Origin of the sequence: Cupriavidus sp. H18C2, from assembly GCF_049393795.1 — a bacterium.
Lineage (GTDB): Bacteria > Pseudomonadota > Gammaproteobacteria > Burkholderiales > Burkholderiaceae > Cupriavidus > Cupriavidus pauculus_C.
In genome coordinates, this window is record NZ_CP186011.1 from 1,301,722 (window position 1) to 1,315,189 (window position 13,468).

Consider the following 13,468-nt stretch of genomic DNA (forward strand, 5'->3'; position numbering starts at 1 on the left):
TTCCGCCTCCTCATACGAACCGATGCCGACGCATCTCAGCCCCGCCGATCAACTCGTCATAAACACTTCGCACCACGCTTAGCTGGGCACCACTCAGTGGTCCCCGGATGAGATGAGATGGGCTCAACGTAGACAGCTCGATGATGGAAGGCTTCGTCGGCGAGAATGCACAGACGCGGAAATGGCAGACGCCCTCGTCACCATGGGCGACGAGTTGCCTATCCGGCGATGCGAACGGCATGCCGGCTCGCGTAGGGATGAAGATCAGATGCGCGATCCCGTCGCTGGAGAAAAGAAAGTCCGGACGATGTTCGACCAGTTTTCCAGAAGCAAAATGCGTCAGCACGCCAGGCTGCTCGCGAAATTCCTGGATGAGCTGAAGGGTGGCACACGCCTCCAGAAAGCCCACCAGCGGGAGCAATTCCTTGGCGCGAAGCAGAATCGAACGCCCCTGGCTCGGCGACGGCCAGCGACCGTAATAACTCACGGCGCGCCGGCCCGTTCGCGGTGGCAAGAACGCCCACCGGAAGCCGTCGAAGAATTGGATGGATGAGGTCGTAGGCATACCAGCCTCCACGAAGTCTTATCTCAATCACCTCGTGAACTGCGGGACGACAAAGTCCTTGACCTGGCATGCCCCCTGTTCAATACTGGGGTTGTCCGACCCAGTAACCGAACAAGCAACATGCGTAGGCCTCTACGGTCGTACGCAGAACTCTAAACCGCGTGACGCAGCGCCAACTGCCCCACGCGGTTTTTCGTTTCCGCTCGCCAGAGCGGAAACGTCCGAGCTAAGCATAGTCCGAGATGCGAGGCCTTCCAAACTCAGAGCGCATCCTTTGCCTTGCCAGGCTGGACGAGAGATGCGCCTCTATTTTTCAGTATATAAATTTCATCGGCTCGATGAGCCCGGCGCAAGCCGGCTTTCCGCGACCACACGGGGCGATCGCCGCGGCTTCATGGGCGCTAGCAAGATTGAGCTTGCGCGGCGACAGCGCCGCATGACATGACATGGCTTGCCTGCCACAGTTGCTGCATCGCCTGCAGCCTGCGCACGCGCTCGGTCTTCACGTAGCGAGTGGTCGTGTCCAGTGAAACATGGCCGACGTTCTGCTGGACGATCTCGACAGCGACTCCCGCATCGAGCGCGTGCCATACGTGCGTGTGGCGCAGCCAATGGGTGGTGGCTCGCCCCAGGCGTGCGGCACTCGCCGGGTCGCTTTCCAGCAGACCTTGCGCGCAGTGCGTGAAGAACGCCCGAAGATGCCGGTGGAAGCTGCTTGCCGCAACGTGCCGAGTCGGATCCCAAGCCGTCTCGCCACGCTCGCGCCGGGCGGACGGATTTGCCCCAATCAGCGCAACGGCGGGCGAAGCCGCCGGGTCCGCAGACAGGCCGCGTGCCCGCAGATAGTCGCGCAGCCGCGAGACCGAATCCGGCGACACGGGAACCTGCCGCATCCGATCGCCCTTACCCCGCACGGTCAGCCACCATCCTTCGAGCGGCGGCATTCCCGGTTGTGGCAGGACCTCCCACGTCAGGTCTCCGGTGGTCGTCGACATCAACTCGGCCAGGCGCAAACCGGTTTCGTGCAGCAGCGGCAACGCGAACTGCAGACGTCGCGATGACACTGTGGCCGGCAGTCGGGCGAGCGCCTCCAGTACGACCTGCCATTGCGACGCGGTCAATCCGCGGCCCGCGTCCGGCCCAAAGGATCAATGCTCGAGCCAGTACCCGCGGCAAGTTTCTACGTGGCAGTGACCCGCGCTGAACAAAGTGTTGCCATCGTTACTGACAAAGCGGGCACGTCCGCTTTGCCGTTCTGGATTCCGTAACTCCCCGCCCATCGACTTGCATTGACCCCGGCGTAGTATCGCAACCGTCGCCAGCAACTGCCCCGCTAGCGGGGGAGTGTAAGACCCACGGCAGTGCGGTATCGTGGCACGTTCCTGGGCGAACAACTTGGAACGCTGCGGAGAATCCAGATTGGGACGCTGCGGCTTGAAGGAAAAACAATGGACCGCACCGAACGACTGCTTGAGCGTGGCTATTTCCCCTCCCAACTACCACCATCATTCACGACGGAGAATCTGGCAAAAAATCATGCGGCTCTATATGCGCAATGGTTCGCTCTTCAGACGCCCCCAAAAACAGGCCCAAAGATTCCAAAAGCACCAGGCGCAAGGGCAGAGCTTTCCAGCGTCGCGCGGGCCGGTCATCAGCGGCGCGTCACGAGCCTGACGAATCCCGTTGCGCAAACATATCTATCGAAGCATATTGCAGAGAACTGGGGCGAGTTACTAAAGCACTACCGGCAATCCAGACTATCGGCAAGTCGCCCGAGATTTTTGCACAAAGGATCTCGAGGCGCGAACATACCTTCGATGCAGTTTCTCTACAATCGCAAGGTCCTGGAATCTGCAGGGTATAGGTATATGCTTCGCACCGACATCTCGAGATTCTTCCCGACAATCTACACACACTCCGTTCCATGGGCACTTCACGGCAAAGCCGCAGCAAAGAAGAGCCGGAAGCCGACGCCGAAATTTTTTGGCAACCTGTTGGATCTGGCACTTCGTCAGGCGCAGGACGAACAGACATTCGGCCTCCCGATTGGACCGGACACGTCACACATCATTGCTGAAGCCATCGCCACAGCCGTTGATCTGGAGTTGAAGAAGCGCCTGAAAGGACTGCCCGCGGGCTTCCGTTATGTCGATGACTACTTCATGTTTTTTGCCACAGCCCGCGAAGCGGAATCGGCACTCGCGGCGCTTATCCGCTCGCTGAAAGAATTTGAGCTGCAAGTCAATTTTGAAAAAACCAAAACATCGCCAGTTCTTGAGATAACGGATGATTTCTGGAGCCACAGGCTCCGTAGCTTTTCGATCGCCAAAACCGGCCCCAAGCAGGTGGCAGATTTCAGCCATTTCTTCGAGTTGGCGAAAGAGCTGGCACGATTAAACGCCGATGAAAGCGTCATGATTTATGCGCTCAAAAAGGCATCCTCTGTCATTGTCCGGAAGAACAACTGGGATCGCTTCGAGGCTCATATTTGTCAAGTCGCAATGGGATACCCAAATACTCTGCAAACCATTGCTCGGATCTTCTCAACTTACAAGAACGTCGGCTATCCATTGGGGAAAACAAGGCTCAGCCGCTTTATCAACGCTTTGATCGAAGATCATGCCCCTCTAGGTCACCACAGCGAAGTGGCATGGTGCCTGTGGATGGCAAAGGATCTCGGCTTGCTCCTGTCTGAAGCAAACATCGATCTTGTCGCAGAGATGCACAGTTCCGTATGCGCGCTGATTTTGATGGACCTTCATAGCACCGGACGTCTGACTAAGATACCGAAAAACTCATTCTGGAAAGCACAGGAACAATCCAGTGCCCTCTATGATGACCTGTGGCTGCTGGCCTACGAAGCAGGAATCAAAGGATGGGGTGGATTCGCCAACACGCATATCGCTGCGGATCCAGTTTTCAATTGCCTCCTGGCGCTGAACGTACATTTCTACGATCAAGCCGCGACTCTGAATCCCCTGTTCACGGCAAAGCAAGATGCGCTAGCACGGAAGAATCTTGCGGGGATTGAAGCGCTATTCGATCTTGACGATGTGGAGAACTGGCTTGACTACGAGGAGGGCGATGGCAGCTACGAAGGTGTCATTGTGTCGTTCGAAGGCGACACCGACGGCTTCGATGAGGACGACGAGGATTCCGAGGACGATGCAGAAGATACAGAAGACTCCCCGTACTTCTAGCTCATCGCCAACTTGGGCAAGAAGCGATCCGGAGAATTGATGATGGCACTAACAGACAAGACTCCGTGGGATCCAAGCCCTCAACATGTCGCCCGCATCAGAAGCAAGATGCCGGCTCCCCGAGCATGCCCCTACTGCGATAGCCCGGTTCGCATAGTCAATAACAGTGAGATCTACGGCGCATCGTACGGGGAATGGCCGTGGTCCTACGCATGCACACATTGCGATGCCTATGTGGGCATGCATCCGTTCACCGCCACGCCGCTGGGAACTCTAGCTAACAAAGCACTCCGGAGCGCGGAACAAAGCGAAGGCACCGTTTGATCTGCTTTGGAAGCCCAGCACGAAGAAGCGCTCCGCGGCATATCAAGCGCTCGCCGCTCATCTGACCATCGATATTGAACTATGCAATTTTGGCCTCTTTGACGAGGCGGCTTGCGACAAGGCGTGGCGATGGGCACTTGAACAGGCCGCCACGCCAGAGTCAGCGCACGATCGTGGGAGTGCTGCGGCGAGGCACGGCATCCCGATCTCCGAGTGCCCCTTTCTAAACGCCGAACTGACCTCTGCCTGGCGCAAAGGTTGGAGGGCATTGCCGCTTTGGTCGCCAGACAAACCCGACTAAATCCCTTCGCACGCCGCCAAGAGCGAACTACAGCCCAGGGCCTCGACGTGTTGACTACCGCGCCGTACGAAGAGTGCCCGCCTTCGTGTCGAACTTCCACCTCGCACATCGTTGATGCATCGATCTTCAGCCGATGCAGGAACTCGGACTCATGGTTGCGACCGACTGGAGATTGCCGAATCCGAATGACGACCCCGATCGTGGAGGCCCTCCCCATCTCAGAGTCACACCCCGCACGCCATTGTGCGGACACTTTTACCCACTAACTTTGAGAATTTGACCCACTAACTGTGAGACAAAACTCAATAACTGTGAGACGTGACACCACCCTGCCCCCCCATAACCCACCCCCACTGCGACACCCCGTCACACCTGCACACGTCCTGCAACGTTTTGTTCTAAACTTTCACAACTTTCTGAAAATTCAAAACAGACAATGCAGCTCTCGCCCCTGGTCCAGCGGTTTGTCCTCCACTTCGGTGAGATGGGTAGCCGGTGGGGAATCAACCGAACGGTCGGTCAGATATACGCCCTGCTTTTCACGGCGGCGCGTCCGCTCAATGCCGACGAAATTGCCGAATCTCTGGGCTTTTCCCGCTCCAATGTCAGCATCGGGCTCAAGGAACTGGAGTCCTGGAACCTCGTGCGGCTGTCTCACCAGCCGGGGGACCGGCGCGAGTACTTCTCCGCGCCCGATGATGTCTGGGCCATCTTTCGCACGCTGGCCGAGGAGCGGCGCCGGCGCGAGATTGATCCGACGCTGTCGATGCTGCGCGAAGTGCAGCTTGAGACACCTCTGTCCGACGAAGACCGCCACGCGCAGGCCCGCATGAAAGAGATGTACGGACTGATCCTGCTGGTCACCACGTGGTTTGGCGACATGCAGAAGCTCGACGTCGCCACGCTGGAAAAACTGATGCGCCTGGGCTCGCGCGTCACCAAGCTGCTGGACGTCAAGGACCGGCTGACCACCGCCATCGGCATAGGCGGCGGCGCCCGGCAGAAAGGCGCCGACAAGGCCCCTGACAAGGCCACCAAGGCCGCCAAGTCGCCCGCCACGCCCGCCACGCCCGCCACGCCCGCCACGCCGGCCAGCAGCAAATCCCCCGCCAAGCCTGCCCGCCCCCGCAAGGAGTAACCCGTGTTTGCAAGTGTCGATCCGGTGATACTGGCCCGCATCCAGTTCGCCGCGAATATCACGTTCCACATTCTGTTTCCGACCATCAGCATCTCGCTGGCCTGGGTGCTGCTGTTCTTCAAGCTGCGCTATGGCAAGACCGGCGACGAAAGCTGGATGGACGCCTACCGCGTCTGGGTCAAGATCTTCGCGCTGACGTTCGCGCTGGGCGTGGTCAGCGGCATCACCATGAGCTTCCAGTTCGGCACCAACTGGCCGGGCTACATGGAGACCGTCGGCAATATCGCCGGCCCGCTGCTGGCGTACGAGGTGCTGACCGCCTTCTTCCTGGAAGCCACCTTCCTCGGCATCATGCTGTTCGGCATGCGCCGCGTCAGCAACCGCATGCACACCATCGCCACGCTGCTGGTGGCCGGCGGCACGACGCTGTCGGCGTTCTGGATCCTGGCGCTGAATTCGTGGATGCAGACGCCCGCCGGTTTCGAGATGATCGACGGCCGCGCCCACGTGGTGAGCTGGCTGGCCGTCATCTTCAACCCGTCGTTCCCGTACCGGCTGGTCCACATGCTGCTGGCCTCTGGCCTGACCGTCGCCTTTCTGCTGGCGGGCATCTCGGCCTACCGCTGGCTGCGCCATGACCGCAGCCGCGAGGTCATGCATTCGCTGCGCACCGGCGTGATGCTGGCCGCGATGCTGATTCCGCTGCAGATCGTTGCCGGCGACCTGCACGGCCTGAACACGCTGCACCACCAGCCCGCCAAGATCGCCGCCATGGAAGGCATCTGGAAGACGGAAAAAGGCGCGCCGGCCGTGCTGTTCGGGCTGCCCAACGCCACCACGCGGCAGAACGACTTCGAGATCGCCATTCCCAAGCTCGCGTCGATCTACCTGACGCACAAGGCCGATGGCGAGATCCTGGGCATCGATGCCTTTGCCGACCGCCACCCGCCCGTGGCCCCGCTGTTCTTTGCGTTCCGGATCATGGTGGGCGTCTGCCTGCTGATGCTGGCCGTATCGTGGCTGGGCGCCTGGCAGATCCGCCGGCGTGGCGCCCCGGCCCCTTGGCTGGCGCGCGTGCTGGTGGCGATGACGTTCTCTGGCTGGATCGCCCTAGTGGCCGGCTGGTACGTTACCGAGATCGGCCGCCAGCCCTATCTGGTCTACGGCGTGCTGACCACGGCGCAGGCGGCGTCCAAGGTGCCCGCCACGATGATCGGCAGCACGCTGGCCATGTACCTGTCGCTCTACCTCGTGCTGATCGTCGCCTACATCTCGGTGGTGTTCCACCTGGCCCGCAAGGCCGGCCAGCCCGGCGCCGGGCCGGCCATCGCCACCCCGCAACCCGTCCTCGCCCACCCCAGGAGCCCGCAATGAACCCGGCCACGATGCACGACCTGAGCCAGCCGGCCGGCTGGATGCCGCTGGTGTTCCTGGCGCTGATGGGGCTGTCGATGCTGATCTACGTGATCCTGGACGGCTACGACCTGGGCGTGGGCGTGCTGCTGCGCCGCGCCGACGATGCCGACAAGGACACCATGATCGCGTCGATCGGCCCGTTCTGGGATGCCAACGAGACGTGGCTGGTGCTGGGCGTCGGCCTGCTGCTGACGGCCTTTCCGCTGACCCACGGCGTGATCCTGACCAACCTGTACCTGCCCGTGGCGCTGATGCTGGCCGGGCTGATCATCCGCGGCGTGGCGTTCGACTTCCGCGTCAAGGCGCGCGATCCGCACAAGCCGTGGTGGAACTTCGCGTTCTACGCCGGCTCGCTGCTGGCCAGCTTCTCGCAGGGGCTGATGCTCGGGCTCTACATCACCGGCTTCCGCTACGACCTGCCCAACCTGCTGTTCGCCGTGGCCGTCGGCCTGTGCCTGGTGGCCGGCTACTGCCTGCTGGGCGCCACGTGGCTGATCATGAAGACCACGGGCAGCCTGCAGCTGCGCGCCATCTACTGGGCGCGGCGCAGCCTGTGGCTCACGGCGGCCGGCGTGGCGGCCATCTCGGTGGTCACGCCGATGGTCAGCGCGCGCATCTTCGACAAATGGTTCGCGCTGCCCAACATCATCATGCTGGCGCCGATCCCGCTGCTGACGATGGGCCTGTTCGTGGCGATCGAGCGGTTCCTGCGGCGCATGCGCAACCTCCACGCGGGCGGCAACGACCGCTGGTGCTGGGTGCCGTTCGCGGGCACGGCCGTGATCTTCCTGCTGGCGTTCAACGGGCTGGCCTACAGCCTGTTCCCGTACCTCGTGGTGGACCGCATCGACATCTGGCAGGCGGCCAGCGCGCCGGAATCGCTGATGGCGATCCTGGTCGGCGCGGTGATCGTGCTGCCGACGATCCTCGGCTACACCGCCTACGCCTACCGCGTGTTCTGGGGCAAGGCCACGGACCTGCGCTACGACTGACCCGCCGACCGCGCGCGCCGGGGGTGTATGCTGGCGTACATCGCGCCATCGCCCCCGACTCGTCACCTTGGCCGCTACACCCGACCCATCGAACCGCCCGCCCGCCGGCGCCGCCAGCGGGCTGCTGCTGCAGCGGCTGCGCAGCCATGCCGGCGCGCAGGTCCGCGCGCTCACCCGCAGCAATTCCGGTCTCACGCTCGACTACGACAACCCGCCCGGCGACCCCGGCCTGTTCGGCCCGGACGCCGTCTGCTGGCGCGTCCACGCCGATTTCCCGGCGATGCTGGCGGGCGGCGTCAGCGCCCTGCTGTTGCAGGCGCTGCACCCGCGCGCGTTGGCCGGCGTGTGGGACCACTCCTCGTTCCGCACCGACATGCAGGGCCGGCTGGGCCGCACCGCGCAGTTCATCGCCGGCACCACCTACGGTAGCCGTGCCGATGCGATGCAGTTGATCGAGCGCGTGCGCCGCATCCACGCCTCGATCCGCGGCACCGCGCCGGACGGCCAGCCCTATGCCGCCGACGATCCCGAGTTGCTGACATGGGTGCACGTGGCCGAGGTATCGAGCTTCCTGGCCGGCTACCTGCGCTACGTGAAGCCGCTGTCACTGGCCGAACAGGACCGGTATTTCGAGGAAGAAGCGACAGTGGCAGCCCTGCTGGGCGCGCCCGACGTGCCGCGCACGCGTGCGCAGATCGACGCCTACCTGGAAGCCCAGCGCGCCGGGCTGGCCAGTACCGACCGTACGCGCGAAGTGGTGCGGCTGATCATGGCGATGCCGGTGGCCAACCCGCTGCTGATACCGGCCGTGCGGACGATGGCCGACGCCGGCGTGGCGCTGCTGCCGCCGTGGGCGCGCCAGATGCTGGGGCTGCACCGGCCGTCGCTGCGCCGCTCGCTGGCGCTGGCCGGCATGCGCGGGCTGGCGCCGACGCTGCGCTGGGCGCTGGGCCCGGGGCTGGCGGCCAGGGCCCGGCGGCGCGCGCTGGCGCCGCCGCAGGACTAACCGTTCACTCCGCCGTCGCGGCAGCCGCCTTGGCCGCCGCGGCAGGGCTGCCGCGCAGCGTCGTCTCCTTGAGCCGCGCCACAAAGAACGGCGCGATCAGCGACACCCCCGCGCTCAGCAGGAACAGCACGCGGAACGCGCGCTCGGCGGCCACCCGCACGGCGGCGGCATCGCCCTGATCCGTTGCGGCGATGGCGCGCCGGAACATGCTCATCAGCACGTCCTCGCCGCCGCTCAGGTCCGATACGGCCACGCCGCTATGGCGCAGCAGCGCGATCAGCACCGTCGTCAGCACCGCCACGCCCACCGCGCCACCCAGCAGCCGCGAAAATGCGGTCAGCGCCGTGGCGATGCCCACCTGCTGCGGCGGCACCGAGTTCTGCGTGGCCACCAGCCCGCTCGGCAGTTGCAATCCGATCGACAGGCCCAGCACGATCATGACCAGCGCCGCCGGCAGCACCGCGTGCGGCGGCGTGAACGCCAGCGCCACGATGGCCACCGGCGCCACCAGGCAGCCCGTCATCTGCAGCGGCTTGTAGCGGCCGCTCCACGACATCAGCCGGCCCGAGATATAGGCGCCGAACGGAATCGCCAGCGTCAGCGGCACCAGCCGCAGCGCCGCCGTGTCCGCGTGCGCGCCGCCCACCACCTGAAAGCGCAGCGGCAGCAGCACCGACATCGCGATCAACTGGAAGAAGCACAGGAACAGCGTCAGGCAGCAGATGGCCACGGTCGGCACGCCCAGCATCGCCAGCGGAATCACGGGATCGGTCGCGCGGCGCTCCTGCCAGACGAACAGCGCCAGGCCGACCAGTCCGGCCGCCAGCAGGCCAATGGTCTGCGGCTCCAGCGGCGAATGGCCTTGCCCCAGGCGCGTCAGGAACACCAGCACGCCAGACAGGCCGCCGCCAAACAGCAGCGCGCCCAGATAGTCGATACGGTGGCGGCGGCCGCTCACCGGCAGATGGCGCAGCGCGCGCCGCACCACGACCAGCGCCAGCAGCGACAGCGGAATGTTGATCCAGAAAATCCAGCGCCAGGACAGGAAGTGCGCCAGATAGCCGCCGATCACCGGGCCGGCCATGCTCGCCACGGCCCACACGCCGCTCACGTAGCCCTGGTACTTGCCGCGCTCGCGCAGCGGCACCACGTCGGCAATGGTCGCCTGCGACACCGAGATCAGCCCGCCGCCGCCCAGCCCCTGCAGGATGCGGGCGCCAATCAGCATCGGCATGGTCGTGGCCATCGCGCACGCCACCGACGCCAGCAGGAACAGCACGATCGAGAACGTCAGCACCGAGCGCCGCCCGAGCACGTCGGACAGCTTGCCGTAGATCGGCGTCACCACGGTCGACGCCACCAGGTAGGCGGAAATCACCCACGCCATGTCCTCGAAGCCGTTCAGTTGCAGCGCGATGTCGGGCAGCACCACGGCCACGATCGACTGTTCCAGCGCGCCGAGCAGGATGGCCAGCATCAGGCCGAAGATCACCTGCATGACAGGGACATCGGGCGGCGGTGCGTCGGGAGTAAGGCTGGAGGCGGGCGCTGCGGACATGGAATGGCTCGGCTGGCAGATGAAGCCCGGCCGGGCTCCGCTGCTCTTCTGTCGGTGAAGGAGAGCCGGTATTTTATGCGACTGCTGAAAACCGTGCTTGTCCGGTCCCTTTCAGCAGCGCGCCGCGCGCCGGGGCGACAGCGGGATCACGGCCCGGCGGCTGCGGCGCCGCCGGGTACCCCGGTGCGGACAAGGTCAGAACGTTTCCCAGTCGCCGGCATCGGCGGTGGCGGGCACCGGCGCGGCAGCCGGGCGGCGGCGCGCCGTGGCGCCCAGCACCGGTTCCTTGCGCTGGTGCGACACCGGCGCGCGCGGCGTGGCCGGCTTGGCCGGCTGACGCGACAGCACCGAATCGGCCTGCGGCTTGCGCTGCACCGGCGGACGCGCCGCGGCCGGCACGGCGGCCACGCGGGCTGCCGGCTGCGGCCGGGCGGCCGGCGCCAGACGGGCCGGCGCCGGTTGCGGCCGGGCGGCCGGGCGCGGCAGCGCGGGCGCGGGCTTGGCGGCGATCTGCCGCACCGCGCGCGGCGCAATCGTTTCCACCTCGGCCACGGCCCGGCCCACCACGCCACGGCCCGACGGGCCGCCGTGCTGGCCCAGGTCGAAGCGCGCCACCTCGGTCACCAGGCTGCCGGCCTGCTGCATCAGGCTTTCGGCGGCGGCGCTGGCCTGCTCCACCAGCGCGGCGTTCTGCTGCGTCACGCTTTCCATCTGGGTAATCGCCAGGCTCACCTGCTCGATGCCGGCCGTCTGCTCCTGGCTGGCCGCCGTGATCTCGCCCATGATGTCGGTCACGCGGCGCACGGCGCTGACGATGTCGTCCATCGTCTTGCCGGCCACTTCCACCTGCCTGGCGCCGTCCTGCACCTGACGCACCGAGCCGTTGATCAGTTCGCCGATTTCCTTCGCCGCCGACGACGACCGCTGCGCCAGCGTGCGCACTTCCGCCGCCACCACGCTGAAGCCGCGGCCATGCTCGCCGGCGCGGGCCGCTTCCACCGCCGCGTTCAGCGCCAGGATATTGGTCTGGAACGCGATGCCTTCGATCACGCCGATGATTTCCGACACACGGGCCGACGACTTGGAGATACCGTCCATCGTGTCGACGACGCTACGCACCGCGCGGCCGCCCTCGGTGGCCACGTCCGACGCGTTGACCGCCAGCTGGTTGGCCTGGCGGGCATTCTCGGCGTTCTGGCGCACGGTCGACGTCAGTTGCTCCATCGACGCGGCGGTCTGTTCCAGCGACGCCGCCTGCTCCTCGGTGCGCTGCGACAGGTCCGTATTGCCGCTGGCAATCTCGCGCGCGGCCGTGTCGATCGACCCGGCCGCCTGCTGGATGCCACGCACTAGCACGCCAAGCTGGCCAAACGCCCGCTCCAGCGCGCCCAGCATGCGGCCCATCTCGTCCTGGCTACGCACGACGATGGCGTGGCCAAGCTGGCCCTGCGCCAGCGCCTCGGCGGCATCCAGCGCCTGATGCGCCGGCCGCGTGACCGATCGCGTCAGCGCCACGCCCAGCAGCGCGGCGATGATGGCCGCCGCCACCGACATGCCGATCAGCACGTTGCGCGTGAACTGGTACTGGCGCGTGGCATCGGCCACGGCGGCCATCGCCAACTGGCGGCCCATCTCGGCCACGCCGTCGAGCTGTTCGAAATAGGCCGCCTGCGCGGCCGGCAGCGTCACCACCAGCCCGGCGCGCGCGCCATCGAAGGCGCCGCTGCGCAGTTGCTGCAGCACGAGGTCGAGCTGGCCGTTGTAGTCGGCGCGCGCCTTGGTCAGCGCGTCCAGCTTTCCGGCGGACTCCGGATTGGCCGATGTCCGCATCACCTTGCCCAGGTCTTCCAGCGTGGCGCTGACCTGGCCGCGCAGCTTGTTCACCTTCTCGGCGTTCTGCTCGGCCAGCGCGGGGTCTTCGGTCAATGCCGCGTCGCGCACCAGGATGCCGATCGTCAGCACCCGCTCCTTGGCCACCTTCAGTTCCATCACGCGCATCAGCCGCTGCTCCACGGCCAGATGCATCGCGTCGTTCATGCTGCCCAGCGCCCTGACCCCCACCGTGGCCACCACGGCCAGCAGCACCACCACGGCCAGGAACGCCAGCGACATCCGCGCGCCGATCCCCATTTTCCGCAAGCCCATCACTTCGTACCTTTCACGTTGTTCGCCTTGTTCGGTTTTGTGCGTGTACGCGCTGCATCCGCCCGCCAAGGGGCATCGCACCGCCCGGTATCGGCGCGGCAGGCTGGGCACTTGAGCGAAAAAATGAAATGGGGGGGAAAGTCGCTGCTCTTCCACAAATTGGTGGGGCAGCGCATGGCGTCTAATCTGCCTCGTGCACTCCGAGTGCCGCCGCAAACGGCGGACGCGGCAGGTACCGCGATCAGACGGATCGCCGCGCAGGACGCGGGCTCAAAAAAAAGAAGCCCACGCGCGGGGTGCTCGTAGGCTTTCAGGACTGCTGTGAAGGGACCGGCTGTACCCGGACCCGAACCGGGAATATAAACCCGCTTACATGAGGTGTAAATCGCGTTTCTATCAGGGATTCCCCTGATGGCGGGTGTAACGTATGGCGCACATGACTGCCAAAAGTGATGGTCCGACTCACTTTTGTACTTGTCGATGATTTACGGACGATGCCCGCAAACCTTTAGCTGGCGCGGGCTGCGGGACGCGCCTCCGGCTACCGCCTGCAAGCTCGCGAGCAAAAGTGCTACCTGAATCGCAAGCATCACGCAATCGGTGAAATAGAGCAAATCCTCTAGGCCCAGCATCACCGGGGCTTCGTCAACGCTTGTAAAACTTTGTTACTCTCCCGCCTGAAGTATTCCCCTTCTCTCCTGGCAGTGCCGCCACGCCGGCGCAGTTGGGCAGCGTTCGCCACTTTCGTGAAACGCTTGTCTGCTGCAATGATGGTGGCACGTCCCAGCGCCGGTTCCGAGAGCGAATGTTTCAATTCTCGCCG

The 13,468-nt window shown here is 64.7% G+C and carries 10 protein-coding genes and 1 pseudogene; 7 read left to right on the forward strand and 4 right to left on the reverse strand.

Annotation, left to right across the window (positions count from 1 at the left end; all coding sequences use genetic code 11):
• Positions 1-10: 10 nt before the first annotated feature.
• Both EPAKOI_RS22385 and EPAKOI_RS22390 read right to left on the reverse strand, forming a co-directional pair.
• On the reverse strand, positions 11-565 hold the full coding sequence (locus EPAKOI_RS22385) for a hypothetical protein (RefSeq protein WP_423193727.1): 555 nt from the start codon (positions 563-565) through the stop codon (positions 11-13).
• 401 nt (positions 566-966) lie between these two features.
• Positions 967-1,686, reverse strand: a complete 720-nt coding sequence (locus EPAKOI_RS22390; protein WP_423193728.1) for a tyrosine-type recombinase/integrase — start codon at positions 1,684-1,686, stop codon at positions 967-969.
• Positions 1,687-2,013: 327 nt separating this feature from the next.
• Between EPAKOI_RS22390 and EPAKOI_RS22395 the strand changes: the two genes are divergently transcribed.
• The 7 genes and pseudogenes from EPAKOI_RS22395 (at position 2,014) to EPAKOI_RS22425 (ending at position 8,942) form a co-directional block, all read left to right on the forward strand.
• Positions 2,014-3,765, forward strand: coding sequence for an RNA-directed DNA polymerase (locus tag EPAKOI_RS22395; RefSeq protein WP_423193729.1), 1,752 nt, complete (start codon positions 2,014-2,016; stop codon positions 3,763-3,765).
• 108 nt (positions 3,766-3,873) lie between these two features.
• Positions 3,874-4,213, forward strand: a pseudogene (locus EPAKOI_RS22400) (zinc-finger-containing protein); the annotation flags it as partial.
• A gap of 81 nt (positions 4,214-4,294) precedes the next feature.
• Positions 4,295-4,390, forward strand: coding sequence for a hypothetical protein (locus tag EPAKOI_RS22405; RefSeq protein WP_423194561.1), 96 nt, complete (start codon positions 4,295-4,297; stop codon positions 4,388-4,390).
• Positions 4,391-4,826: 436 nt separating this feature from the next.
• Complete coding sequence (locus tag EPAKOI_RS22410) at positions 4,827-5,528, forward strand: GbsR/MarR family transcriptional regulator (protein WP_423193730.1); 702 nt, start codon at positions 4,827-4,829, stop codon at positions 5,526-5,528.
• A 3-nt stretch (positions 5,529-5,531) separates the two neighbouring features.
• Positions 5,532-6,902 carry a cytochrome ubiquinol oxidase subunit I gene (locus EPAKOI_RS22415; protein ID WP_423193731.1) on the forward strand — a complete coding sequence of 457 codons (1,371 nt, stop codon included), beginning with the start codon at positions 5,532-5,534 and terminating at the stop codon, positions 6,900-6,902.
• Positions 6,899-7,936 carry a cytochrome d ubiquinol oxidase subunit II gene (locus EPAKOI_RS22420; RefSeq protein WP_423193732.1) on the forward strand — a complete coding sequence of 346 codons (1,038 nt, stop codon included), beginning with the start codon at positions 6,899-6,901 and terminating at the stop codon, positions 7,934-7,936. The genes EPAKOI_RS22415 and EPAKOI_RS22420 overlap by 4 nt, the downstream gene beginning before the upstream one ends.
• Before the next feature lie 67 nt (positions 7,937-8,003).
• Positions 8,004-8,942 carry an oxygenase MpaB family protein gene (locus tag EPAKOI_RS22425; RefSeq protein ID WP_409559039.1) on the forward strand — a complete coding sequence of 313 codons (939 nt, stop codon included), beginning with the start codon at positions 8,004-8,006 and terminating at the stop codon, positions 8,940-8,942.
• 4 nt (positions 8,943-8,946) lie between these two features.
• Here EPAKOI_RS22425 and EPAKOI_RS22430 read toward each other — a convergent pair whose 3' ends face one another.
• Together EPAKOI_RS22430 and EPAKOI_RS22435 are read right to left on the reverse strand one after the other, a co-directional pair.
• Positions 8,947-10,500, reverse strand: coding sequence for an MDR family MFS transporter (locus EPAKOI_RS22430; RefSeq protein ID WP_423193733.1), 1,554 nt, complete (start codon positions 10,498-10,500; stop codon positions 8,947-8,949).
• A 195-nt stretch (positions 10,501-10,695) separates the two neighbouring features.
• Positions 10,696-12,645: a methyl-accepting chemotaxis protein gene (locus EPAKOI_RS22435; protein ID WP_423193734.1), complete on the reverse strand. Its 1,950-nt coding sequence runs from the start codon at positions 12,643-12,645 to the stop codon at positions 10,696-10,698.
• Between the last annotated feature and the right edge of the window lie 823 nt (positions 12,646-13,468).